The organism is Xanthomonas sp. NCPPB 3442 (assembly GCF_056725145.1).
On record NZ_CM161514.1, the window covers coordinates 1575820 to 1602480 of the forward strand.

The following is a 26661-nucleotide window of genomic DNA, read 5'->3' on the forward strand; positions in this document are numbered from 1 at the left end:
GATGTAGGTGGGCCGGTGGTGCAGGTGGATGGCAGGCGGCGGTGCTCGCGTTCTGCCCTCATCCGCCCTGCGGGCACCTTCTCCCGCTTGCGGGAGAAGGAAGAGCAATGCCCGCTTGCGGGAGAAGGAAGAGCAATGCCCGCTTGCGGGAGAAGGGAAGAGCAATCCCCGCCTGCGGAATGAGAAAGCAACTTCCACTGGCGAATGAACAAGCGATCCCTGTTTGCGTACACGGGCAAGGGCGTTCCCCATTCGCGCAGCAAGCACCGAACGCGCCGCTTGTGCAAGCGACGTACTGGCATTACGCGAACGACGGTGGCAGATCCTTCTTGTCTGCGCCGAAGGCCGGGTTAGGCTTGGGCCCCATCGCAAACTCCAGCGTGCCGCCGGCGGCGAGCTCGGTGTGACGTAGCCAGGCGCGGGTGAGCGATTTGCCGTTGAAGGTCAGCGACTGCACATAGACGTTCTGCGCGCTGTTGTCCTTGGCCACGATGCGCAGCGTGCGGCCATTGCCCACGTCCAGCGTGGCACGCTTGAACAAGGGGCTGCCCACGATGTAGTTGCCGCTGACCGGGTCCACCGCATACAGCCCCAGTGCACTGAGCACGAACCAGGCGCTCATCTGCCCGCAGTCTTCGTTGCCGGACAGGCCGTTGCGCGCGTCGTGATACTGCTCGCGCAGCAACCGGCGCACCATCGCTTGGGTCTTGTACGGCTGGCCGGCATAGGCGAACAGATACGCCACATGGTGGCTGGGCTCGTTGCCATGCGCGTACTGGCCGACCATGCCGTCGATATCCGGCGGTGCATCGGCGGGCAGTTCGGAACTGGTGGAAAACAGCTCGTCCAGCTTGGCGACGAAACCGTCGCGGCCGCCGTACAAATCCATGTAGCCGTACAGATCGTGCTGGTTGAGGAAGGTGGCCTGCCAGGCGTTGGATTCGGTGAAATCGCGCCACTTGGCGATGTGGCCCATGCCGCGCGGGTCGAACGATGTGGCCCAGCTGCCGTCGGCAAGCCGTGCCTGCACGAAGCCGCTGTCGCGATTGAACACGTTGCGGTAGTTGCGCGAGCGTTTGCGCAATGCGCGTGCATCGGCGCTGGCGCCGGCGGCCTGCGCCAGGTGTGCGCAGGCCCAGTCGTCGTAGGCGTATTCGAGCGTGCGGCTGACCGATTCGTCCACTTTGTCTGCGGGGATGTAACCGAGCCTGCGGTACTCGCCCAGGCCGTGGGTGGTGTCGTCCATCGCACGCTTGCGGTACGCCGGCCAGGCGGCCTTGTAGTCGATCCCGGTAAAGCCCTTGGCATGCGCCTCGGCCAGCACCACGGCGGAGTGATAGCCGATCATGCAGCCGGTCTCCACGCCCTGCAGCGGCCAGATGCCCACGCCGTCCGGGCATTCGTTGGCGCCGCGCACCAGGCATTGCACCAAGTCCGGCACGCGCTCGGGCTGGGCCAGCGTGAGCAGTGGATGGGCGGCGCGGTAGGTGTCCCACAGCGAGTAGGTGCTGTAGTTGTTGTAGCCCTTCGGCGCTGTGTGGATCTGCAGGTCCATGCCGCGGTAGCGGTTGTCCACATCGGAGAACAGCGTGGGCGCCAGCAGGCTGTGATACAGGCCGGTGTAGAAGATGCGCCGTTGCGCGTCGTCATCGCTGTCGATGCGCACGCGGGCTAGTTCCTTTTCCCAGGCAGCGACCGCTTGCGCATGCACGCGCGCGAAGTCGAAGTCCGGCAATTCGGCGTCCAGGTTGGCCAATGCATTGTCGGCGCTGACGGCCGAGATGCCGACCTTGATCAGCAGCGGGGCATCGGCGGCATCGGGGTAATGCAACGCGGCCTTGAGGTGGGTGCCGTCGCTGCTGCGCGTGCCGGCGGGCAGCGGTTGGTCTTCGTTGTACAGCTGCACGTGCTTGAACGGGCGCGACAGGCGCATGGCGAAATAGATGTAGCGGCCCTTGGCCCATTGGTAGACGCGGCGTCCGCCGGTGAGGGTGCGTTCGTCGACCACGCGCAGCTGCGCATCGCTCACGCGGGTGGCAATTTCCGGCTTGTCCTGCATGCCGTGGCACAGGTCCAGCAACACGTGCGCGGGTTTGCCCTTGGGGAAGTGATAGCGGTGCAGGCCGGCCCGCGCGGTGGCGGTGAGTTCGGCATGCACGCCGCTGTCCTTGAGGCGCACGCGGTAGTAACCGGGCGATGCGGCTTCGTCGGCGTGGTCGTAGCGCGAGCGGTAGCCGGCATCCGGGTTGTCGAGCGGGCCGGGCACCAGTTTGACCTCGCCGGTGGCGGGCACCAGCAGGACGTCCAGCATGTCGCCGATGCCGGTGCCGGACAGGTGCGTGTGCGAGAAGCCCATGATCGAGCCATCGGACTCGTGATACCCCGAGCACGAATCCCACACCGCGTTATAGGTGTCCGGGCTGAGCTGCACCATGCCGAATGGCAGCGTGGCGCCGGGGAAGGTATGACCGTGGCCGCCGGTGCCGATGAACACATCCACATGCCGGGTGAGGTCGGCGCGGGCACGCGCGTCGGCCGGAAGCGCGTACTTGCCGGCGCGCGCGCGCGCCAGGCCGGGCAGACCGACGCTGCCGAACAGGGCTGCGGCGATGGCGCCTTGGAGAAAACCGCGTCGTGTTGCCATGTGTGTGATCTCTGATGTCGCGAGGTGGGTGCGCCGTACCCTCATCCGCCCTTCGGGCACCTTCTCCCCATGAAGGGGACCGAGGTCCCGATGGGAGAGGGGAAGGTCAGGCGCTACGCAGCAGCTGGGGTTTGCGTTGATGCAGGTCGATGATCAGTTCGCCGAACAAGGTATTGGCCCAGGCGAACCAGTCGCGGGTGAAGGTGCTCGGGTTGTCCTTGTCGAAGGCCTCGTGCATGAAGCCGGTGCCGGCATGCGTGGTTTTCAGCCACTGCAGGCATTGGCGCAGTTGCGTGTCGTCGTCGCTGGCCAGCGCGTATTGAATGATCGACATCGGCCAGATCGTGCCCATGCCGCTGTGCGGGCTGCCGACGCCTTCGGCCGCTTTGCCGCGCGAGAAATACGGGTTGCGTTCGCTCCAGGCCAGCTGGCGCGTGCGCAGGAACACCGGGTCGGCGCGATCGCAGCAGCCCAGGTAGGCCAGGCTGAGCAGACCGGGTGCGTTGGCGTCGTCAATGAATAACTGGTTACCGAAGCCGTCCACTTCGAAGGCCCAGTACGCCTGCCCGTCGGCATCGCGCTGCTGGCCGAACTGGCGGGTGGCGGTTTCCACTTCGTCGGCCAGTGCGGTGCACTCGGCGGCGAAGGCGGTGTCGCGATGCAAGGCCGTGCTCATCGTGGCCAGCTGCCGCAGCGAGGTGACTGCGAACAGGTTGGCCGGCACGAACAATGGAAACACGCAGGCATCGTCGGAGGGGCGGAACATCGAGTGGATCATGCCGTTGGGCTTGGTCGGCTGGCCGTAGCCTTCCAGCACCAGGGTTTCGGTGGCCAGTGGCGAGGGCCGCTGGAACACGTACGGGCCGCGGTTGTCCTTGCGCTGCTGCTCGCGGAAGGTCTTGACCACCACGTGCATTGCCGCGCGCCAGTCGTCGTCGAACGGTGCGGTGTCGCCGGTGGCGCGCCAGTATTCGTGCGCAATGCGGATGGGGTAGCACAACGAATCCACTTCCCACTTGCGCTCGCCCACGCCCGGCTTCATTTCGGTGATGTCGTTGAGCGACCACTTCAGGCGCTGGGTCTGGCCGTCGGGCAGGAACGCGTTGGCATAGGGGTCGAGCGTGATGCACGCAGCCTGGCGCTGGATCAGGCCATGGAACATGCGCCGCAACGCCGGGTCGCGCCTGGCCAGCGGCACGTACGGGTGCACCTGTGCGGACGAGTCGCGCAGCCACATCGCGTGGATGTCGCCGGTGATGACGAAGGTGTCCGGCTTGCCGTTGCGGGTGCCGGTTTCCACGGTGGTGTCGAGCGTGTTGGGGTAGCAGTTCTCGAACAGCCAGGCCAGTTCGGGGTCGGCGATGCGCGCCTTGATCTGCGCGATCTGCTGCTCGACCGCCTTGCTGACGAAGCGGCGCTGCGCCCTGGGCGGACGCTTGCTGACAAAGCGGCCGGTTGCACTGGACGAGCCGGTGGCGGGCGCGGCCGCGAACGCGGGCAGGGCGCTGGCCAGCAAGCCGGCACCGGCGCTAGCGCCGAGCAACTGAAGGATGTCGCGGCGGGTATGCATGACCTGGAACTCCTTGGATGTCGACAGCAGGCCCGCACGCCAGTGCCGCTCCAGAGCCGCGCGACCTGCCGGCTGAGGATGAGACCTATGCATGACCAATTCCCGATGACCATACAACGTGTGCGCCGAATGTGCATAGTGCGGTCGCACAATTCGTTGCCGCATGCGGACTGTTCGATGGCGCAGTCGCGGGCGGGTCCGCGGTCTGCCCTTTTATATGCAGGCTATATGCAGGCCGCAAACCGCCTTCGGCAACGCCACGCTGGGCGCCACGACCTCCGGCCTGCAGCCCGCACGTCGGCACTCGTCCGGCCGCCCTCCAGCGGCATCGTCAGTGCGATCAATACGCCGACTGGGGCGCATAGGCATGCTCGTCGCTGCCTCCGGCAGCCATGGTGCCTCGTCGACACGCCATCGACACCCGCGCCGCTGTTGTCCACCTGCTCCGGCATGGCCGGCGACTGCGTGCGTCAGCGCGATGTGGCGCCTACTTCGGCAACGGCGAACGCCCCTGGATCGAAAACGGCGCGGTATTGCCGGCCGCGCCGGTACCCGGCTGCCCGCCGCCGACGAACAACGTGTAGTTGCCGGCTTCCACCGCGCGCTGCCCGCTGCGATCCACGTCGCTCAACGCGCGTGCATCCAGGTTGAAGGTCAGCGTGCGTTGCTCGCCCGCTGCAAGATGCACGCGCTGAAAACCGACCAGGCTGCGCAACGGGGACTGCGGACGGTCCGGATATTGCAGATACACCTGCGCCACTTCGTCGCCGGCACGTGCACCGGTATTGCGCACGGTCGTGGTTACCTGCAGCGAACTGCCGGCTTGCAGCGTGGTGGTGGACAGCTGCGGCGCGTCATAGGCAAAGCGGGTGTAGCTCAGGCCATAGCCGAACGGAAACAGCGGCTCGCCCTTGAAGTAACGGTAGGTGCGGCCCTTCATGTCGTAGCTGACGTAGGCCGGCAGGTCCTTGGTGGAGCGGTAGAAGGTCACCGGCAGGCGACCGCCGGGATTGTCGTCGCCGGCCAGCATGCGCGCGATCGCGGTGCCGCCGGACTGGCCCGGGTACCACGCGGCCACGATCGCATCGGCATGCGTCTTGGCCCAGTTCAAGGCCACCGCGCTGCCGCTCATCAGCACCACCACCAGCGGTTTGCCGGACGCCTTTGCCCGTTCGAGCAGCGCTTGCTGCGGGGCGGGCAGGGCGATGTCGTTGCGGTCGCCACCGTCGAAGCCGGGGACATCGATCCGCAACTCTTCGCCTTCCACATCCGGCGACAGGCCAACGAAGGCGACCACAGCGTCTGCCTGTGCCACGGCCTGCTCGGCTTCGGCCAGTTGCGCGGCGGCGGGAGCCAGCCATTCGAGGCGCACGCCCTGATCCTGGCCGCGATGCTCCATTTCCAGGCGAATCTTGCGTGGGCGGGTGTCGTCGAAATGCAGCACGGTTTCCACGCTCCGGCCGTCGGCGTTGTGCATGCCGGCCGGCACGTGCTTGTCTTCGGCGTTGCCGGCAACCACCAGCTTGTCGTCGATATACAGGCGCACCGGGTCGTGCCCGCTGCAGTCGAAGCAACGCGCCACGCGCACTGCCAGGGTGTAATCGCCAGCGCTGGGTGGCAGCAGCTCGCCGCTCCAGCGCACGGCATAGCGGTCGGCCGGTACGCCCTTTGCCGGGGCGACCTGATCCCAGTTGAAGCTCACCGTGCGGTCCTGCCGCACCACGCGTGCAGCACCGCTCATGTCGACGTTGTCGAAATATTCGCCACGCAGTCCCGGCTTGCCATCGCTGCGCAGTGCCGTCTCCGGGATCATGCCGGGCACGCCGGCAGCCAACGGTGCGCCTTGTGCGTAGCTCACCTGCTGCGCACCGAAGCGCTGACGCAGGCCCAGCAGCGGCGTCACCGGCGCGGACGAGGTGCCCTGGTAGTTGGCCTCCAATGCAGCCAGTGCGTCCGCATTCGGGCCGATCACCGCCAGCCGCGTGCCGGCCTTGAGCGGCAACGTGTTGGCATCGTTCTTCAGCAGCACAATCGACTCGGCGGCCGCCTGCAAGGCCAGCGCACGATGCGCCGCGTTGTCCACGTCCTTCGCGCCGAGCCGCGCGTACGGGTCCTTGCGCGGGGCCTCCAGCTCGCCCAGGCGGTAGCGGGCGGCAAACAGGCGCACCAGCGATTGGTCGAGCAAGGCTTCGTCCACTTCGCCGCGCGCGATCGCCGTGCCGAGTTCGCGATAGGCATGCCCGCAGTTGAGATCGTGCCCGGCCTTGAGCGCGGCGGCCGACGAGCCGGCGTTGTCCGGGCGGAAATAATGGAACTGGGTCATGTCGTCGACCGCATCGCAATCGGACACCACAAAGCCCTTGAAGCCCCAGTCGCCGCGCACGCGGCCGTTGAGCAACCAGTCGGCCGCGCACGCCGGGGTGCCGTGCAGCGAGTTGTACGCACACATCACCGAGCCGGCCTGTCCTTCGACGATGGCAGCGCGGAAGGCCGGCGTATAGGTCGCTTCCACATCGCGTGGCGAGACATCCACATCGAAGCCATGCCGGCCCGGCTCGGGGCCGCTGTGCACCGCGATGTGCTTGGGCGTGGCGATCGTGCGTGGATGGTTGAGGTCCTCGCCCTGCAGGCCGCGGATAAAGCCCACCGCCATCTGCCCGGTGAGAAACGGATCTTCGCCGTAGGTTTCCATGCCACGGCCCCAGCGCGGGTCGCGGAAGATGTTGATGTTGGGCGACCAGATGGTAAGACCGGCGTAGCGTTTATGGTCCTTGCCCGGACCACCGGCCTGGTTGAACTTGGCGCGCGCTTCGGTGGACACCACCGTGCCCACCTGCTGCATCAGGCGGGTATTCCAGCTCGCCGCCAGGCCAATCGACTGCGGAAACACCGTGGCGTAGCCGTTGCGCGCGATGCCGTGCAGGCCTTCGCTCCACCACTCGTAGGCGGGGATGCCCAGGCGCGGAATCGCCGGTGCATCGTTCATGGCCTGGGCCACTTTTTCTTCGCGGCTCATTTGCGCGACCAGGGCGGCGGCGCGCTGTTCGGGCGTTGCATCGGTGTTTTTTGCGGCCACTGCCGGTGCAGCGATGAGCGGCAGGGCCAGGCTCACACTGAGTGCAGCGGCAAGACGGCACGGAAAGACGGACAACGACATCGGTTCACTCCTGCGCGGCGGCCATGGCCGTCACGCGTTGCGCTTGGGTCGCCCGCAGTGATGCTGCGGGCAGTGGTCATTACAAATCGCTGACTGCCTTGCGTGCGATGCATTGCATGGAGCCGTCAGCGCTACATGCGGTCTTCGCGGATAAAGCAGCGTGCTTACGCGCGTGCTGCGTCGTCTGCTGAGACCTGTTGCTGGCGGTTTTACTTTGCTTCGGCAGGCTCCGGCGGCGCGCCAGCCAGCGTGGCGGCCAGGTCGCGCACCTGCAGCGTGGATTGCAACTGCGCCAGTGCCGCCTTGCTGCTCACGCGCACGGTCAGTGGCTCACCCGGCAGCAGGTCGAAGGCGTTGTCCGACAGCGTGGCATCCACATCGCCGAACGACAGCCACACCTCGCGCGCCAGCGTGTTGCTGGTCAGGGTGAGTGCGTAGCCATCGCCATCGGCACGCCACTGGCTGTCGATCTTCGCGGCCGGCAATGCAAGCTGCTTGGCCGGCGCGAAGAACACCACCTCGCGCGAGAGCAACGTGTCGCCGTCGAGCAGCTCGAACACCGCGTAGGTGCGCTTGGGATCGGCGCTGCCCAGCAATTGCTTGTCGCTGAAGTTGCCCACCTGCAGGCTGCTCAGCGGTTTGACGCTGGCTTTTTCTTCGCGCTTGCTCAGCACCTTGCCATCCATGCCCATCACTCGCATGCGCCAGCGCGCTGCCAGCGGGGTGGTGCGGTCGGAGACCAGCGACACCTCGGTCTGGCCCTTGTCGTTGCGCAATGCGGCGATCATTTCCGGCGCGTAGAAGCGCCGTGCGTGGTAATGCAGCGCCTTCCAGCGGCCGTAGTAATCCACGCTGGACCACGACGCGCCCGGCCACACATCGTTGAGCTGCCAGTACAGCGAACCCATCGACTGCGGGCGAGAGGCACGCAGATGCGAAGCGGCGATGTTGATGCCTTCGGCCTGCATCAGCTGGCTCAGGTAGACGAAGCTGTCGAAATCCTTGGGCTCGCCGAATTCGCGGCGGATGTACAGCATCAGCCGCTTGTTGCCGTTGCCCTTGTCAAACTTCTGATGCACGCGCATCACCGGCGATTCCGGATCCATGTCGCCGGGCTCGGCAAACGCCCGCACGGTGCGCATGTCCGGGAACGACTGCAGGCCGTACTCGGACATGAAGCGCGGGGTGACGTTGAGGTATTCGGTGACCGGCAGGGCAGGGCCGCCCCACACCTTCCAGTAATGCATGTCGCCATCGTTGGTCTGGTCGGCCGCGCCATCGAAATCGGTGCCCGGCGAGGTGGCCCAGTACGGCACGTCGTTATCGTAGGTGGCCACCACTTCACGGAATACGGTGCCGAACAAGGTGGTCATGCCGCGTTCGATGCGGGCGCGTTCTTCCGGGTCCACCGACTGCTTGAACTTGACCCGGTCGCCCCAGTTTTCCCAGCCGGTCTGCACTTCGTTGTTGCCGCACCACAACACGATGCTGGGGTGATCGCGCAGCCGCTTGACCTGTTCGATCGCCTCCTGCCGGGTGTTCTCGCGGAACTCCACGTCGTACGGCGGCACCGCGCCACCGAACATGAAGTCCTGCCAGATCATGATGCCAAGCTCGTCGGCGACGTCGTAAAAATAGTCGTCCTGGTAATGCCCGCCGCCCCACATGCGCAGCATGTTCATGTTGGCATCGCGCGCGTCCTGCAAGGTGCTGCGCATGCGCGCGTGCGTGACACGTGCGGGGAAGGCATCCAGCGGAATCAGGTTGGCCCCCTTGGCGAAGATCGGGATGCCGTTGATCACGATCTCCATGCTCTTGCCGTACTGGTCTTTTTCGCGGCGCAGCTCTACCGAGCGCAGGCCGGTGACCCGCTTGATCTGCTGGCTGTCGCCATCGGCATCGCGCACGTTGGCCACGAAGGTGTAGCGGTCCTGCGCACCGTAGCCGGCCGGGAACCAGCGCTTGGGCTTGGCGATGCGCACCGCCAGGTCGATGCGGTTCTGGCCGGGATCGACCACCGCGTCCTGGGTGAACTGGCCGACTTTTTGCCCATCCGGGCCCAGTACATCCAGCGTCACCTGCACCGGCCCGCTGCGGCCGGCCTGCAGTTCCAGCTGCGCCTGCAATTGCGCGCTATCGGCATCCACGCGTTGCTGGGCGATATGCAGCCCATCCACCCGCACGGCGTCCCACGCTTCCACGCGCACATCCTTCCAGATGCCGGCATTGACCATGCGCGGGCCCCAATCCCAACCGAAGTTGTACGGCGCCTTGCGCACGTAGGTAGAGCTGTGGCGTGCCTCCGGCTCGTCCCCGAACGCCGAATCGTAGGCGCCCGGCAGCGCATACGGTTGCTTGGCCAGCCACGGCTGGATCTTCTTGATCGGCGAATACAGCTTGACCTCGAGCACGTTATCGCCACGCTTGAGCAAGGATTTCGCATCCACGCGCCACTGCCGGAACATGTTGTCGGCGCTGAGCAGCTGCTTGCCATTGAGGGTGACCTCGGCAAACGTGTCCAGGCCGTCGAACACCAGCTCGACATGTTCGCGCTTGAGTGTGGCCGCATCGACATTGAAACGGGTCTGGTACTGCCAATCGCTCAGGCCCGCCCACTGGATCTTGCCTTCGTTGTCGCGATAGAACGGGTCGGGCACGATCTTGGCGGCGATCAGGTCGGTCTGCACCGCACCGGGCACCTGCGCCGGCAACCACGCCGCTGCCTTCGGATACGTCTTGCCCTGCTCCTGACCCGGCACCAGCCGCACCTGCCAGCCGCTGTCCAGATTCACTGCCGTCGGCGGTGCTGCCCAGGCCTGCGAGATGGCCAAGGCCAGGGCAAGCCCGAGACGGGCGGGGGCGGGAACAAAACGATGACGGGACAGGGGCATGCGTGACTCTCCTAGGGTGGCTCAGCGCGTGGCGGCGGGGGGCGCCTGCGCAGTGGTTTCAATCAGTTGGACGGCGCCGATGGCATACAGGGGGCCGCGGATCGGCGCGGTGAAGCGCAGGCAGAGATCGTGGATGCCGGTGCGTGCAGGCAGTGCGGTTTCCAGGGTGAATTGTTCGCCCAGGGTGTCGCTGCGCGGCAGCTGCACGCTGGCGATCAGATCGCCGTCGCAGCCCAGACGCACTTCCAGCTCACCGCCGCGGGTTTTGGCCGGGTATTGCACGACCTTGGATTGCTCGTGCGCCAGGCCGAAGTTGTTGGGCAGGCGTGCGGCGTCGATGCGGATTGCGCCGATACCGTCCAGCCGTGCCTGCGGATACAGGCGGCAGGCATGGAACAGGTCGACGTTGTACACCGGCGTGTCGGCGCCGGTCATCTCCGGCAGCAGCGGCAGCCGCAAGCCGAGCGCGCCGGTTTCGACGCAGTGCTGCAGTCCCTGCGTATCCACCCGCAACAAACTGGCGCGATCGAAGGTACGGCTGCGCGTGGCCGCCAGCGGCGTGCCGTTCGCATCGAACGCCGTGGCCTTGACCGTGGTCGGCAATCGAATCGTCAACGGCGCGCTGTAGCGCGGCGATGCCGGCGTGGGCTCGCTGCCGTCGATGGTGTAGTGCAGCGTGCCCGCGCCGGCTTGCGTGCTCAGTGTCACCTTGGCCGGCCCGCCGGCGAGCACCGGATTGGGTCCGCCTTCCAGCGCGATATCGGCAGCGAAGGCGCCGTCGCTGTAATCGATACCCAGCGCCTTGTAGCGCTGCAGCTGCGCCGGCATGCGGGCCAGAAAGCTGTTCCAGCTGCGCGCTGCCGGCGGCGACCAGGTCACTTCCGCTATTGCAGATAAACGCGGGAACAAGGCGTGATCCACATGCCACTGCGAGGGGATGTATTCGGACCACAACGCGCCTTGTGCGCCCAGTACATGCCTGGCCTGTTCGGCGCTGAGCTCGGCCGGCACCGGGTCGAATGCGTAGACCTTCGACAGCGGCAACACCGTGAGGCGACCGTTCGGTTCGTCGCTGCGGGTGGTCTGCAGGTTGTCCAGATACAGCCAGTCGCCCGGCGCCAGCACCACATCGTGGCCTTGCTGTGCTGCAGTCACCGCGCCTTCGATGCCGCGCCACGACATCACCGACGCACTGGCCGGCACGCCGCCTTCCAGAATTTCATCCCAGCCGATCATGCGCCGGCCGTGCTGGGTGAGGTAGGCCGCCAGCTGTTCGTTGAACCAGCCCTGCATCGCATGCGCGTCCTTGACCCCGAGCTTGCGCATCTGCGCGCGCACCGCCGGTGAGGCTTCCCATTGATCCTTCACCGCCTCATCGCCACCGATGTGGATGTAGGTCGACGGGAACAAGGTCAGCACTTCGTCCAGCACGTTGGTGATGAAGGTCAGGCTACGTTCGCTGGTGTTGAACAGGTACGGGTTGACGCCCCAGTCCACGCCCACCTGCGTGCGTGCGCCGGGTACGCCCACGTCTTCGGGGTAGGCGGCAACGGCTGCCTGCGCATGGCCGGGCATGTCCAGTTCCGGCAGCACGGTGATATGCAGGCGCGCCGCATAGGCGACGATCTCGCTGATCTGTTCCTGGGTGTAGAAGCCGCCATAACGCTGCGGCGTGCCGTGCTGGCCGGCGCCGGGCGGTGTGCGCCATGCGCCTACCTCGGTGAGCTTGGGATAGCGCTTGATCTCGATGCGCCAGCCCTGGTCATCGGTGAGATGCCAATGCAGCACGTTGAGCTTGTGCAGGGCCATCGTATCGAGCACATGCTTGACCGTGTCCACATCATGGAAATGCCGGGCCACATCCAGGTGCTGGCCGCGCCAGCTGAAACGCGGCCAGTCGCGAATCGTCACCGCCGGCAGCCGGACCTCGCCCTTGCGTGCATCCGGTGTCATCAATTGCCAGGCGCTGATTGCGCCGTACAACAAGCCGGCGCCATCGCGCGCGGCGATGCGCACGCCCCTGGCATCGGCCTCCAGGCTATAGCCTTCCTTGTGCGCTACCGGCGCCTGCGCGCTGCGCTCCAGGCGGATGCTGCCCGGCGATGCGCTGGCTTCGGCGCGCACTTCCAACCGCAGCCCGCGTGTGCGTTGCAGCAAATCGGCCAGATGTTCGGCACTGCGGCGTGCATCGGTATCGCCGGGCACGATCGAAATCACCGTGCCGGCGCCCACCGTGAAGCTGCCGCTACCGCGTTTGACCTCGACTGCTGCGGGAATCAGTGGCAACGGGGTACCCGCAGTGTCTGCGGTTGCGGCAGCAGGTGCGCCGGCGGTGGCAGCGGCCGGCGAGGTGCCTGGTGCACGTTGACCGCAGCCGGCCAGCGACACTGCTGCGAACGCAAGCGCAAGCAGGCGCGAGGAGAACGGCGCGACGGCTGTCAGGCGTGCGGTGGGTGCGGAGTTCGACGTCATGCAATCACATCCCGGTATGGCGGCGGTACACGGCAGCCACGCACAGTAGCAAAGCCGTATCGGAAGACGCAGTGACTGGCGCACGCTTGGTCCCGCTGCGCAGCGTGGGCACCGCGTGGTCATGCGATCACGTCAGGGGCGTCGGTCGCTGCAAAACGGGCGCGGGCAACGCTGGAATCGGAATGCAGCCACGCAGTCCGATTCCTTGCACCAGCCGTGCCCGCCTGATCGCTGTGCCATCGTAGCGTCGGCTGCGCTTAGCGCTGCGCGGTCGGTAGCTCGTCCCACACCTTCGGGTCTTCGGCGCCCAGCACCCAGCAGCTGAAGCCTTCCAGGCCGTATTGCTTGGTCAGTTCGTAACGTGCCTTGAAGCTGCGCGCGTCCGGGCGGAACACCCACTCGCGCATGTCGTCGCGATAGAAGTAGAACCAGGATTCCTGCTCGACCGGATCCCACTGCACGGTGGCGTTCTGTTCCTGCGCCAGCGGGAACGACTCGTCTGCATCGATATACGTTGCGGAAATGTTCGATGCCTCGGTGCCGTCTTCCTTCACCGGGTTGCCGGTGTACCAGCGGTAGCCGTAGGTGGCGATGCCCAGCGACAGCTTGTCCTTCGGCACCTGGGTGATGGCGTAATCCAGGTGCTTCTTCATCCACACCATGCCATCGACCGGGCCCGGCGTGGTCCAGCGCGTGTGCTGGTCGTAGGTCATCAGGCTGACCAGATCCACCGCCTGGCCCAGCGCCTTGAGGTCGTACGCACCGCGCCAGTATTCCCACATCCACTTGGAGAACTGGCCGCCTTCGGCATGACCCGGTGCATTCGGCACCACGGCGACCGACATCTTGAAACCGGCCTTGTGCAGCGCATCTGCGGTCTGCTTGACCATCAGCGTGTAGGCGTCGCGGTCGGTCCAGGCGATGTTTTCGAAATCGAACTGGAAGCCGTAGTACTTGTGCTGCTTGCCGTGGATGAGCAGCGATTCGATCATGCGCTTCTTGGCGGCTTCGTCATGCATCAGCTTGTGGAAGCCTTCGCGACCGGTCGTCATCGACAGGATCGGCATCACCCGCAGCTTGTGCTGCTTGGCGATGTCGTACAGGTACATGTTGGGGGTGCCGTTGACCAGGCCGTTCTGGTCCACGCCGTACCAGGTGGGCACCACCACATCGATCTTGTCGACGTTGGCAATGAACGAGTTGGTCGATTTCTGCGTGTTCATCAGATAGAACAACGCCGTGGGGTTTTTGGCCAAGGCCGGGGCGCAGGCAAATGCCAGCGCGAGCAACATCCAGGTCAATCGCTTGCTCATGAAAGACAACATCCGTCAGGGAGTGGGGGAGGAGAGGTCGATGCGGAAGACGTAGGCACTCTCGCCAACCGGCTTGACCGGCAGGCGCAGATGCAGGCCGTCGGCCCGTTGTTCGAACGGGATCTTCTTGCCGTTTGCCAGCAAGGTCACCGCGCGCACGCCGTCGGCGGCCTTGAGCGAGCGGATCACCGCCTCGCCATTGCTGGGCCAGCCGAGTTCGATCGCATACAGCGCGCCATCGCGCGTGGTGAAGCGGAAATCCTCGGCCGTGTACGGCTTGGTCTTGATGTCCTGGAAGGTGCCGCCCACCACTTCGGTGGGGCCTTCGCCATACACGCGCCACGGCTTGCTGTCGTAGATCGCGCCGCCGTTGGTCTTGAGCCACTTGCCGATCGCCAGCAGGATGCCGCGCTCGGTCTCCGGAATCGAACCATCGGCGCGCGGACCGATGTTGAGCATCAGGTTGCCGTTCTTGGCCACCACGTCGGCCAGCATGTGGATGATGAAGGTGGGCGACTTGTAGGTGTCGTTTTCGATATAGCCCCACGAGGCGTTGCTTACCGAGGTGTCGGTCTGCCAATGCGTGGGGTGGATGCCGGTGAGCTGGCCGCGCTCGATATCCAGCGTGCCTGCACCTTCGGGGAAGGCGCCCAGCTTGTAGTTCACCACCACGCCGCGGTCTGCTTCGGTACGCGCCGCGCCCTGATTGTAGTAATACGCCAGCATCGTCGGCAGGCTGCGGCGGAAGGTGGGGTGGGCGATCCACCAATCGAAATAGATCAGGTCCGGTTGATAGGTGTCGATCAACTCGGTGGTGCGCGCCAGCCAATCGTCCAGCCAGGCCTGCGAGACCGGTGTCCAGTCGTTGGCCACATCGGCATCGTCCTTGCCCGGCAGGCGCACCTGCGCCGGACCATACAGCGCGGCGTAACGCGGATCGTTGACGTCCGAATCGAAGGTGCGCCCGCCATCGAAGAACCAGTTGTGTTCGGCACGGTGCGATGACAGCCCGAAATGCAGCCCTTGTGCGCGGATGGCCTTGGACAACTCGCCCAGCAGGTCGCGCTTGGGCCCCATCTTCATTGCGGTCCAGTCGGATAGCTTGGAGTCGTACAGCGCAAAACCGTCGTGGTGCTCGGCCACCGGCACTACATAGCGCGCGCCGGATTGCCGGAACAGCTTGGCCCAGCCATTCGGGTCGAACTTGGGCGCGGTGAACTTGGGAATCAGATCCTTGTAGCCGGAACTCGCCTGCGGCCCGTAGGTCGCCACGTGATGGGCAAATTCCTTGGAGCCTTGCAGATACATGTTGCGCGAATACCACTCGCTGCCGAACGCCGGTACCGAGAACACGCCCCAGTGGATGAAGATGCCGAACTTGGCGTTGTCGTACCACGCCGGCGATTGATACGCCTTCAGTGCGGCCCAGTCGGGACGGAACGGGCCCTTGCGCGCGCCGGCTTCGGCTTCGCGCACCAGACGCTCGCGTTCGGGCGCATAGGCAGCGGTGGCATCGAGCCACTGCTGGTCGATCGCCTCGGGGCTGAGCGTGGTGGCGGTAGGGGCGGTGGGCGATTGCGCCGCGTTGACGTGCAGCGCGGGCAGCGCGAGCAACAGAGCGAACGCGAGCATTCGGCTCCTGGGTGCAGCTCCGGCGTGGCGGCGGGATGGAGCCGCGAACTGGCGGCTATCGGTCGTCATGGGAACTGCACTCCTGTAAGCGAAACGCGTCGGTCATGCTGCGGCCGCGCGTAGATGGCGAAAGCGGGCCTGGCCACGCCCCCTCGGCGGCGAAGGGGCGTGGCCAGTACCACTCCTTGTTGCGACATCGACCTGCCGCTGCGGACAGCGACAGGTCCAAAAAAAAAGCGCGCCACCGTGGAGGGTCGGTGGCGCGCCGGGTGCTACATCAGAACTTGAAGTTCAACTGGGCCTGGTAGCCGCGGCCGTTCTTGTAGAACGCCGTGGGGGTATCGCGCGTGTTGCTGAAGAGCCTGTAGGTCGAATCCAGCAGATTGGTCGCGCCGAAGGTGATCCCCATGTAGTCGGTGATCTGATACGAGGCGGTCAAATCCAGCTGCTTGTAGCTGTCGGCGAAATCCTGTGACGACAGGCGACCGATCTGGGTGAAATACTTGGAACGGTAGCTGTAATTCACGCGTACGGTCCAGTCGCCGTGTTCCCAGTACGGAATCACGTTGTAGGTGTCGCGCGACAGGTACGGCAGGTTCAGACCGGAGCTGGAGTCGGACTCGGCAAATGTGTAGTTGGCCTGCAACCCGAAGCCCAGACCAAAAGCCTGCTGATAGTTGACTGCGACACCCTTGACCTTGGCATCGGAAACGTTGACCGGGGTGGTGACCTGGTAAGGACCAGCAAGTGCCGGCGGAGCCGGATTCAATTGCTGGGTCGTGGTCACGTTGACGATGTAGGAACTGATATCACGGTAGAACACTTCCCCGGACAGCATGCTGGACGGGGCGAAGTACCACTCGGCAGCCAGATCGTAGTTGGTGGATTCGTACGGCTTCAGGTCCGGGTTGCCGCCGTTTGCCGTCAGGTTGCCAACGCCACCGTTACCACTGTTGATGGTGAACGAGCCAGCAAGGTCGGCGTAACGTGGTCGCGCGATGACCTTGGCTGCTGAAAAGCGCAGTACAGCGTCGTCGGTGACGTCATAGGCGATGTTGAAGCTCGGCAGAGCCTTGCGGTAGCTGTTGGTCTCGGAAACGCGATCGTAGGTCGCTCCGCCGTCGTTGCTCTGCCAGTAGTTCGATTTGTCGCTGGTATCCAACAGGCGCACGCCGACGTTACCGCGCCACTGACCAGACTCGAAGTTCAACTGAGTGTAAAAGTTCTGAGTGATTTCTTTTACGTCGAAGGATGAGCCGAAGTCTGTGCGGAACGGTCCTTGAGGCAAGGACAACAGATAACTACGGACAGCGCCTAGATTGGCGGTGGACCAGGTCGTCAGGTCTCCGCTGGCACCTAGGCCGTCATAGAGGCTGCTCGGCGTGCTGCCGGGGTTGAACTGCGTCAACACGACAGGATCCGTAGTGTTGATGCGATTACTGCGCGCATTCACTCCGTTGTTGTGATTGATGTACTTGTAGCCAAACTGAAGTTTGGTGAACGGCCCCCACGCAAGATCGCGTGCTGCGTCCCATTGGAAATATTTTTCTTCGTCAGTGCTCTGTTGATAGAGGATGCCGCCGGCCTGCATGGCGCTGGCATCCTGTGAGCCTGGAGCAAGGCCAGCCGGGGAACCAGGCAGTGCCCAATTCGCCGCGCCACCGTTGTCGTAATTAACTGCGGTGTTATTCCCGTTATAGGCGAAGTTGTAGCCCCCGTCCTGCATGAGGAACTTCATCAGATATTCTGGGTTCTTACCACCGGTGGCCTTGGTGTCGCCGACTTGGGTGGTGAACACCCACTTTTCACCAGACCAGTCGTGACGAAGGTTCAGGCTCTTGGTGGTGACGGTGCTCTCGCGGTAGTTGGCATCCAGCTGCGCGTAGGGCTGACCAGCTGCGCCATCGCTGACTGTGGCCGAGGTGACGATGCCGTTCTGCACGTTTGCCTGGGTCACCTTCTGAAGATCGTTGTTGCAGGCCGGGCAGACATAACGCGATTGGCTGAAGTTGTTGTACTTGCCCTTGATGTACAGGCCGGTCAGGTTGAATTCGTTCTGGTCGTTCGGCTTCCACTGCAACGCGCCCTGCACGCCGCTGCGTTCGCGGGTCTGCTGGAAGAATGCGCTGTTGATGCCGGCCGGCACGCGCGCGGTGGCCACATCGCTGCCGTCGCCGGTGATGGTGGCGGTCGGCGGAATGTTGGCGCCGGTGGTGTAACCGAAGTATTCGATACCGGCGCGTGCCAGGTCCTGCTTGTCGTGCGTGGCGGAGATCAACGCGCCGAATGTTTCGTCGTCGTTCTTCCAGCTCCACAGCGCCGACCCGCGCGGATTGCCCTCTTCGGAGCGGTCGTTGTAGTTGTAGCCGACCGAGCCGCGGATGGTGTTCTTGGGCAGGTCCAGCGGCTTGCGGGTGTGCACGATCACCGTGCCGCCGATCGAGCCTTCGTCGATGCGCGCTTCAGGGGTCTTGTAGACCTCCATCAGGCCGATGATTTCCGGCGACAGCAGCGTGTAGTTGAAGGTACGGCCGCTGGTATCGGTCGGGTTGCCGCCCCAGTCGCCCGAGGCGATGGTCTGGCCATTGAGCAGCACGCGGTTCAAGGCCGGGTCGGTGCCGTTGATGCTGACCTTTTCGCCTTCGCCGAACTGGCGGTCGACGCTGATACCCGGGAGATGCGACAGCGATTCGGCCGCATTGACGTCCGGGAACTTGCCGATGTCTTCGGCGCTGATCGCATCGACGATGGAGTTGGCCGAGCGCTTGACCGCCTGGCTCTTCTCCAGCGACGCGCGGTAGCCGGTGACGGTGATGGTATCCAGCTCGGTGGTGGCCGATGGCGTGCTGGCCGGGGCTTGTTGTTCTTGTCCGGCAGCCATTGCAGAGCCGGAGCAGTACAGAGCGGCGGTGATACAGAGTGCTAACGTCGTGGTGCGGCTGTGCATGGCTAAACCTCATTGGTTAGTGCTGTGAGCGTGCTGCCCTGCAATAGGACGCAACGCGCTCGGCGTGGCCGGCAAAACAACACGCCCTGACCGATCGCGATGATTGCGCTGGCACGCTTGTTTCGAAGCAGGTGCAGGCGATTCGCGTGGTGAAGGAGGTGTCCCCCGTGTGGTGAAGCGGTGGAGCTAAACGCACATCAGCGAGCGGGAACGTCGGGCGACGCACGACTCGCGAATCTGGAATGCCAGGCGAGGGAATGCCCGTTCTTCAGTACCGAACAGTCCATGGCCCCTCCTGCCAGAACTCCGATTTGAATCGAGTCTCGCGTAGCCCTGACAGCGTTGTCAACACGTCGTCACAGATCTCTGATGTGGCTGCGATTGCGCTGCAATGCAGCATTTTCGGGCGAAAGCCGACTTTGCCTCGCAGCGGTTTGCGCAATACGCTTTGCGAGCGCGACTGCTACCATCGGCGCATACGATCGAAAATGTTGCGCCTGCCCCGGTTCGCCCTGGGGTTGTGCAGGAATCGCCGTTGCGACCGCGTATTTTTGGCGAATGAGGCGCGCCGCCCCGTCCGGGACGCGGTGCGGTTGCCACGGTTGCGTTACAGGGCGATTGCTGACAACGTTGTCTACCCGTTGGCCGTTTGTCGGACAACGCGCGACGACGCCAGCCGCCGCCACTGATCAGGAGAATGCGTGAGCGCAAGCAGTCCAATGGAAGCGGTGGCCTTTCCGCGCCACGAAACCTTCGTTGCCGCCGATGTGGGCGGGACGCACGTGCGCCTGGCGCTGGTGTGCGAAAGCGATGACGCAGGCAAGCCGGTCACGGTGCTGGACTACCGCAAGTACCGCTGCGCCGAGTATCCGGGTCTGGCCGACATCATGACCACGTTCTTCGCGGAACTGGGATGTGCACCAGTCCGCCGGGGCGTGATCGCCAGCGCCGGCTACGCGCTGGAAGACGGCAGCGTGATCACCACCAATCTGCCCTGGGTGCTGGCACCCGAGCAGATCCGCCGCCAGCTCGGCATGCAGGCCTTGCATCTGGTCAACGATTTCGAAGCGGTCGCCTACGCGGCCAATTACATGATCGGCAACCAGGTCATGCAGTTGTCTGGCCCGGCGCAAGGTGCCGCGGGCCCGGCCTTGGTGCTTGGTCCGGGCACGGGCCTGGGCGCGGCGCTGTGGATCCCCAACGGTGCCCATCCGGTGGTGCTGCCCACCGAAGCCGGCCACGCGGCACTGGCGCCGGCCAGCGATCTGGAAATGGCGTTGCTGCAGGAACTGCGGCGCACGCGCACTCACGTGGGTACCGAAACGCTGTTGTCCGGCCCGGGCCTGTTGAATCTGTACACCGCGCTGGCCGCCTTGCGCGGCGACAGCGTGGTGCATGCCACCCCGGCCGACATCACCGCGGCCGCAATGGCCGGCAACGATGGATTGGCGCACGACGCGCTGCAGGCGTTTTGCGGATTTATGGGCAGCGTGGTCGGCGACCTGATGTTGCTGTATGGCGTGCGCAGTGGTGTCTATCTGGCCGGCGGTTTCCTGCCGCAAATCGCCAGCTTCATCGCCGAGAGCGATTTTGTCGCGCGCCTGCTCGACAAGGGCGCCTTGCGTCCCGCGTTGGAGCAGGTGCCGGTGAGCATCGTCGAGCACGGCCAGCTCGGCGTCATCGGTGCTGCCAGCTGGTTCCTGCAGCACGGCCGCTGAGCGCTCGCACATCGGCAGGTGCAGCAAGCCGGCTGCAGCCAGATCGATCACCTCCGCATCCCGCAGGAGCGCACCCAGCGCGATGAGGGGTTACCGATAAACGCCCTGTCGCGCCCAGGTGCGCTCCTACGAGACTGCGCGGGTGTCAGGTCGGGACGCGGTGGACGGAGCCGTCAACATACAAGAGACGACGCCATGCCGAGCAAATTCCCGCATCCCCGTAGGAGCGCACCCGGGCGCGATGAGGCGTTACCGATAAACGCCCTGTCGCGCACCGGTGCGCTCCTACAGTGCCATGGTGCTACAGGTCCCCGAACCGCGACTGCAGCGCCGCAATCGCCGCCAGTCCCGCCGTTTCGGTGCGCAGGATGCGTGGCCCCAGCTGCAGGCCGCTGAAGCCCGCCTCGGCAAGTAGCGCGCGATCGCGCGGCGACCAGCCGCCTTCCGGCCCGATCGCCACGACGACGTGTTGCTGGATGCTCGATGCCAACGTGCCCAGGCGATGCTCGCCCTGTGGGTCCAGCGTCAGCCGGAGCGCATGCGCGTCGCTAGCCTGCGCCGCGTCCTGCAGACCCTGCGGCACGGCCACGCTGGGAAGACGTGCGCGCCCGGATTGCTCGCAGGCCGACACCACCACGCTGCGCCAGTGCGCCACGCGTTTTTCGGTGCGCGCCGCATCGAGCTTGACCTCGGTGCGCTCGGCGATCACCGGTACGATCGCCGCAACGCCCAGCTCGGTGGCCTTCTGCAGGATCAGATCCATCTTTTCCCCGCGCGCGATGCCTTGCATCAAGGTGATGCGCAGCGGCGATTCGTTGGAGAGCGGCTCGGCGCGTTCCACCAGCGCACGTGCATCGCGCTTGCCCGCCACGGTGATGCGTGCGTGGTAGTCGCTGCCGTCGCCGTTGAACAGGATGCAGGCATCGCCCTCGCGCAGCCGCAGTACCCGCAGCAGGTGATTGGCCGACTCTTCCGGCAACGTCACTTCCTGGTCGCAGTGCAGCGGCAGCGCGACATGCGAGCGGGTCAGGCGCATGCGACCGCCTCGGTGATGGCATGGCCGGTGGTGTCGGCCAACAACGCAAGCTGGGCCTCGTCCACGCAATACGGCGGCATCCAGTACAGCACGTCGCCGAGCGGGCGCAGCACCACGCCTTTCTCGAGCGCCGCGCGATACGCCTTCAGGCCGACGCGCGCGGCGGACGCAAACGGCGTGCGCTTGTCGCCGCCCTGGGTCAGCTCGAACGCCACGATCATGCCGGCCTGGCGCACGTCCGCCACGGCCGGGTGTGCGCCGATCTGCGCAGCGAGCTCGCGCATGCGCGCGGCGATGGGTTGGTTGCGCGCAATCACGTCGTCGTCTGCGAAGATCTTCAAGGTCGCCAACGCCGCCGCACATGCCAGCGGATTGCCGGTGTAGCTGTGCGAATGCAGAAACGCACGCTCGCGCGAATCGTCCAGGAACGCGTCGTACAACTGCTGCGTGGCCAGCACCGCCGACAGCGGCAGGAAGCCGCCGGTCAGCCCCTTCGACAGGCACAACAGGTCGGGCATCACGCCGGCCTGTTCGCAGGCGAACAGGGTGCCGGTACGGCCGAAGCCGGTGGCGATCTCGTCGGCGATCAAGAATGCGCCATGGGCATCGCACAATTCGCGTGCGCGGCGCAGATACGCCGGGTGGTACATGCGCATCCCGCCCGCGCATTGCACGCGCGGCTCCAGAATCAGCGCACAGATTTCGCCGGGCGAGCGTTCGAACAGTGCTTGCAACGCATCGGCTGCCTGCAGCGCATAGTCTTCGGCGCTTTGCCCCGGTTCGGCCAGGTAGGCATCGGGCGAGGGCGTGAACATTGCCTCCAGCAACAGCGGCGCATACACGCGCCGGTACAGCGGAATATCGCCCACCGATAGCGCGCCGATGGTTTCGCCGTGGTAGCCGTTCTCCAGTGCAATGAACCGCGTCCGCCGGTGGTCGCCGCGATTGTGGAAGTAATGAAAGGCCATCTTCAGCGCCACCTCCACGCCCGCCGATCCGTTGTCGGCGTAGAACACCTTGGACAACGGCGCGCGCCCGGCCTGGCGTGGCGCGATCGCCAGCAACTGCTCGGCCAGTTGCACGGCCGGCGTATGCGTGAAGCCGGCCAGCATCACCTGTTCCAGTTCGCCGGCCTGGCGCGCGATGGCCGCGCCGATGCGCGGTTCGGTATGACCGAACAGGTTGGTCCACCAGCTGCTCACCGCGTCCAGATAGCGGCGGCCGTCATGGCCGACCAGCCATGCGCCTTCGCCACGCGCGATCGGCACCAGCGGCAGCGTGTGCGGGTGCTCACGCATCTGCGTGCAGGGGTGCCACACCACGCCGAGATCGCGTTGTCGCCAATGTTCGGCAGTTTGTGCGGCTGCAGGGTCTGCTAGGATTTCGGGTTCATGGACATGTCGATGCATCCGCCTATTCTATCGGCCCGCTTTGCGGCTGCGTGCGACGCATGAGCTCGCGTCTGCCGATCATCCACAAGATCACCGATCTGGGCGACGGGCCGTTCCGTCGGCAGCAGCTGGATCTGGAATTTTCCAACGGGCAGCGCCGCATCTACGAACGCCAACTCAGCCAGGGCCACGGCGCCGTGGTGGTGGTGCCGATGCTCGATGCGCAAACCGTGCTGCTGGTGCGCGAATATGCCGCCGGCGTGCATCGCTACGAGCTCGGTCTGGTCAAGGGCCGCATCGACGCCGGCGAAACACCCGAGCAGGCCGCCGACCGCGAGCTCAAGGAAGAAGCCGGCTATGGCGCACGCCAGGTACGGGTGCTGCGCGCAATGACGCTTGCTCCTACTTATATGAGTCACCAATCCTGGTTGGTGCTGGCACGCGACCTCTACCCCGAGCGCCTGGTGGGCGACGAGCCGGAAGAGATGGACGTGGTGCCGTGGCCGATCGCACGTCTGGACGAATTGATGCTGCGCGAAGATTTCTCCGAAGGCCGCTCGCTGGCCGCCTTGTTCATTGCGCGCGAGTGGCTGGAGCGCAATCCATGATCCGCATCCCGATGGAGCTGCGCGAAACCGTGATCGCCATCGCGCGCGATGCCGGCGCGGCAATCATGGAGGTCTACGCCCAGGACTTTTCGGTGGAGATCAAGGACGACGCCAGCCCGCTGACCCAGGCCGACCTGGCAGCCAACCGCGTCATCGTCGAAGGCCTGCGCCGTGTCACCCCGGACGTGCCGGTGCTGTCGGAAGAGTCTGCGCATGTGGCCTGGGAACAACGCCAGTACTGGACCAGTTACTGGTTGGTCGATCCGCTCGATGGCACCCGCGAATTCGTCAAGCGCAATGGCGAGTTCAGCGTCAACATCGCACTCATCCATATGGGCGCACCGGTGCTCGGGGTGGTGCAGGCGCCGGTCGACGGGCGGGTCTGGTACGCCGCGCGTGGCGAGAATGCCTTCCGCCGCGATGGCGACCGCGACGAGATGCTGCACACGCGCACCCCGGCCGCCACGCCCTTGCGGGTGGCGGCCAGCCGTTCTCATCGCGACGCGCGTACCGCCGCCGCGCTGGAGCGGATGGGCGAGATCGACGTGGTCGCGCAAGGGTCGTCGTTGAAGTTCTGCCGCATCGCCGAAGGCGATCTGGACGTGTATCCCCGCTTCGGTCCCACCTCCGAGTGGGACACCGCCGCCGGCCAGTGCGTGCTGCATGCGGCCGGTGGCGTGTTGCTGGCCGGCGCCAGCGGCAAACCGTTCCGCTACAACCGCCGCGACACCTTGCTCAACGGCGACTTCATCGCACTGGGCGACCCCAATCTGCCCTGGCGCGATTGGCTGGCCTGAGCGGCATGCGTGCCGTCTTGGCGACGGCATGGCTGTGCAAGGCCCTGACGCCCTGAAAGGTACACTCCGGTATCCCCGCACGCGCTTGCGTGCCGCGCGCCGTTGCGGTGGTGTGCAACGGCCGCGTACGTCGCTTGCCTCGCGTGGGAAATGCGCTGGCGGCGCACTCACTCAGAGGTTCCAGGAATACACGATGTCTCAGACCCCTTCCACCGGCGATATCCAGCAGCTGTTGCACTTGATGGCGCGTCTGCGCGATCGCGAACACGGCTGTCCCTGGGATGTACAGCAGACCTTCGCCAGCATCGCGCCGTACACCATCGAAGAAGCCTACGAGGTGGCCGATGCGATCGATCGCAACGACCTGGCTGGCCTGCGCGACGAGTTGGGCGACCTGTTGCTGCAGGTGGTCTTCCATTCGCAAATGGCGGCCGAGCAGGGAGCGTTCGGCTTCGCCGACGTGGTCGCCACGCTCAGCGACAAGCTCATACGTCGCCACCCGCATGTGTTCGCCGCGCAACCGGCGCCCGATGCGCAGGCGGTGAGCGCCAACTGGGAGCAGATCAAGCGCGAAGAGCGTCGTGCCGCTGGCAACCAGGACGACTCCGCACTTTCCGGCATCGCGCGCGGGCTGCCGGAATGGCAGCGCTCCACCAAACTGCAGTCGCGCGCGGCGCGCGTGGGTTTCGATTGGCCTGGCCCGGTGCCGGTGTTGGAAAAACTGCAGGAAGAAATCGAAGAGTTGCGCGTGGAATTCGCACGCGGCCCGGTGGCCGACAATCAGGCCCGGCTGGAAGACGAATTGGGCGATGTATTGTTTGTCTGCGCCAATCTGGCGCGCCATGCCAAGGTGGATGTCGGCGCCGCGTTGCGGCACGCCAACCTGAAATTCGAACGTCGCTTTCGTGCGATGGAAGCGCGGGCGCGTGCTGCCGGCACGTCGTTGAACGCGTTGTCGCTGGGCGAACAGGAAGCGTTATGGCAACAGGTCAAACGCGAGGAGCGCAGCGGCGATGTGCCGGCCATCGACGGTTCCGCGGGCGACGCATCGGCCTTGCACGCCCCGCTGTCCCACGCACCGCCTGTAGACAGCGCTGCCGGCAGTGACCCGTCCGTTGGCGGTGAGGCTTCCCGCAGCGCACCGGGGTATCAAACCGGCCCTGATGGCGCCGCCTCCGATACGCCCCGGCAGGCATGACGATCGCGCCGACCACGCTACTGCTGTTTGCCGCGACGGCGCTCGCCGAGTTGGTCGGTTGCTACCTGCCTTATCTCTGGCTGCGCAAAGGGGGCAGCGTGTGGCTGCTGCTGCCCACTGCGCTGAGCCTTGCCGTCTTCGTCTGGCTGTTGAGCTTGCATCCGGAAGCGAGCGGTCGCGTGTACGCGGCCTATGGCGGGGTCTACATCGCCAGCGCGCTGCTGTGGCTGTGGTGGGTGGACGGCGTGACGCCGACGCGCTGGGATCTGCTCGGCGCCGCCTGTTGCCTGCTCGGCATGGCGGTGATCATGTTCTCGCCACGTAGCGCCTGAGCGCGTTTGCATGTGCGCGCACACGTTGATTGCCTTGCGACAGCGGCCGGATGCAGCGGCTGCGCCCGGGCCTGCCCCGCACGTGGCCGGCGTTGGTCGCCGGGAGCGCTGAGCCATACTCACGGAAGCCGCCTTCCGCGACGCAGAAGCGCGCGAACGTCTGGCCGAAGCCCAAGCACGCACGACGCAGATGGTGTCCGACGCCATCGCCATCGCCATCGCCATCGGCAGCGTGCAGGCGATCAACTATTTCGTCGCACAGAAGTATGTGGAAGCGTCCACGGCGCTGGCCACCGCGCCCAACCGGAAATTTGTGCTGATGCCGATGGAATCCAGCGGCATCATCGGTTCGATCGCCGGCGTTGCCGAGCTGGCCAAGGAGGCGGCCGGCAAGCCCGACGCGCCCGTGCGCGTACCGCCGATGCCGCCGCGCGCGGGAGCCTGTGCCATGCGCTGGGACGTGGCGGTCTGGGCAATGCTGGCGCTGCTGCTGATTGCGGCCGAGACCCTGGTGCCGGGTGCCTTCCTGCTGTGGATGGGGATCGCTGCCGCAGCGGTGTGCGTATTGGTGCTGGTGTTGCCGAACATCGCGTTGCTGTGGCAGATCGTGGCATTCGTGCTGCTCAGCATCGTCTCAGTGCAGGTGTATCGCGCCTGGTTCCGCAGCAATGGCCGCCAGAGTGATCGCCGCTGCACAATCGGCGTGCCGAGCAGTTGATCGGCCGCTGCGTGCTGCTCGATCAGGCCATCCACGATGGTCGCGGCCGCGCCAAGGTCGATGATGCGTTCTGGGTGGTGGCCGGCCCGGATCTGCCGGCCGGCACGCCGGTGCGCATCGTCGGCGCCGATGGCATGGGCTTGCTGGTGCAGCCGGCCGGTTGATGTATGCGGGCAGGGCAGGGCATTGCGGTGCCGACCTCGGCGTTGTTGCAGCGCGGCGTAGCGTCGCGCTGCG

15 protein-coding genes and 2 pseudogenes are annotated in these 26661 nt (G+C 65.4%); 7 read left to right on the forward strand and 10 right to left on the reverse strand.

Translation table 11 applies throughout. The annotated features are described in order from the left end of the window. Positions 1-301: 301 nt before the first annotated feature. From AC1POX_RS06735 to AC1POX_RS06770, 8 genes are all read right to left on the reverse strand, one after another. Positions 302-2644, reverse strand: coding sequence for a GH92 family glycosyl hydrolase (locus tag AC1POX_RS06735; RefSeq protein ID WP_372356893.1), 2343 nt, complete (start codon positions 2642-2644; stop codon positions 302-304). A 106-nt stretch (positions 2645-2750) separates the two neighbouring features. Continuing rightward, complete coding sequence (locus AC1POX_RS06740; RefSeq protein WP_218210823.1) at positions 2751-4214, reverse strand: glycoside hydrolase family 125 protein; 1464 nt, start codon at positions 4212-4214, stop codon at positions 2751-2753. A 487-nt stretch (positions 4215-4701) separates the two neighbouring features. Further along, a complete protein-coding gene (locus tag AC1POX_RS06745) occupies positions 4702-7371 on the reverse strand; it encodes a glycoside hydrolase family 3 C-terminal domain-containing protein (RefSeq protein ID WP_218497059.1) in 2670 nt (889 codons plus the stop codon). Positions 7372-7580: 209 nt separating this feature from the next. Next, positions 7581-10262, reverse strand: a complete 2682-nt coding sequence (locus AC1POX_RS06750) for a beta-mannosidase (protein WP_131830039.1) — start codon at positions 10260-10262, stop codon at positions 7581-7583. 21 nt (positions 10263-10283) lie between these two features. Further along, positions 10284-12734 (reverse strand): family 20 glycosylhydrolase, encoded by a 2451-nt coding sequence (locus AC1POX_RS06755; protein ID WP_372356894.1) that lies wholly within the window; start codon positions 12732-12734, stop codon positions 10284-10286. Positions 12735-12991: 257 nt separating this feature from the next. Beyond that, the gene (locus AC1POX_RS06760) at positions 12992-14059 is read right to left on the reverse strand and encodes a glycosyl hydrolase family 18 protein (protein WP_014090759.1); all 1068 of its coding nucleotides are present in this window, start codon (positions 14057-14059) and stop codon (positions 12992-12994) included. A 3-nt stretch (positions 14060-14062) separates the two neighbouring features. Next, positions 14063-15748 (reverse strand): alpha-L-fucosidase, encoded by a 1686-nt coding sequence (locus tag AC1POX_RS06765; RefSeq protein ID WP_218506628.1) that lies wholly within the window; start codon positions 15746-15748, stop codon positions 14063-14065. A 208-nt stretch (positions 15749-15956) separates the two neighbouring features. Continuing rightward, on the reverse strand, positions 15957-18626 hold the full coding sequence (locus AC1POX_RS06770; protein WP_078565779.1) for a TonB-dependent receptor: 2670 nt from the start codon (positions 18624-18626) through the stop codon (positions 15957-15959). 719 nt (positions 18627-19345) lie between these two features. Between AC1POX_RS06770 and AC1POX_RS06775 the strand changes: the two genes are divergently transcribed. Continuing rightward, positions 19346-20344, forward strand: coding sequence for a glucokinase family protein (locus AC1POX_RS06775; RefSeq protein WP_014090755.1), 999 nt, complete (start codon positions 19346-19348; stop codon positions 20342-20344). A 301-nt stretch (positions 20345-20645) separates the two neighbouring features. Here the strand turns inward: AC1POX_RS06775 and AC1POX_RS06780 are convergent, their stop codons facing one another. Further along, positions 20646-21380, reverse strand: a complete 735-nt coding sequence (locus tag AC1POX_RS06780; RefSeq protein ID WP_008572062.1) for a 16S rRNA (uracil(1498)-N(3))-methyltransferase — start codon at positions 21378-21380, stop codon at positions 20646-20648. After that, a complete protein-coding gene (gene bioA / locus AC1POX_RS06785) occupies positions 21371-22789 on the reverse strand; it encodes an adenosylmethionine--8-amino-7-oxononanoate transaminase (RefSeq protein WP_011348219.1) in 1419 nt (472 codons plus the stop codon). Before bioA ends, AC1POX_RS06780 begins: the two co-directional genes overlap by 10 nt. A 41-nt stretch (positions 22790-22830) precedes the next feature. On the opposite strand from bioA, the gene nudE reads away from it, so the two are divergent. The 6 genes and pseudogenes from nudE to AC1POX_RS06815 all read left to right on the forward strand — a co-directional run bounded on the left by nudE (position 22831) and on the right by AC1POX_RS06815 (position 26588). After that, on the forward strand, positions 22831-23379 hold the full coding sequence (gene nudE, locus AC1POX_RS06790; protein WP_029819959.1) for an ADP compounds hydrolase NudE: 549 nt from the start codon (positions 22831-22833) through the stop codon (positions 23377-23379). Beyond that, complete coding sequence (gene cysQ / locus AC1POX_RS06795) at positions 23376-24176, forward strand: 3'(2'),5'-bisphosphate nucleotidase CysQ (protein WP_008572065.1); 801 nt, start codon at positions 23376-23378, stop codon at positions 24174-24176. The genes nudE and cysQ overlap by 4 nt, the downstream gene beginning before the upstream one ends. A 193-nt stretch (positions 24177-24369) precedes the next feature. Further along, positions 24370-25374, forward strand: coding sequence for a nucleoside triphosphate pyrophosphohydrolase (gene mazG, locus AC1POX_RS06800; RefSeq protein ID WP_372356895.1), 1005 nt, complete (start codon positions 24370-24372; stop codon positions 25372-25374). Further along, entirely contained in the window at positions 25371-25706 is a 336-nt protein-coding gene (locus tag AC1POX_RS06805; protein ID WP_008572067.1) for a YnfA family protein, read from the forward strand. The genes mazG and AC1POX_RS06805 overlap by 4 nt, the downstream gene beginning before the upstream one ends. Positions 25707-25830: 124 nt before the next feature. Next, positions 25831-26148: pseudogene (locus AC1POX_RS06810) on the forward strand (SPFH domain-containing protein); the annotation flags it as partial. Positions 26149-26154: 6 nt separating this feature from the next. Continuing rightward, a pseudogene (locus AC1POX_RS06815) lies at positions 26155-26588 on the forward strand (NfeD family protein). Positions 26589-26661: the final 73 nt, after the last annotated feature.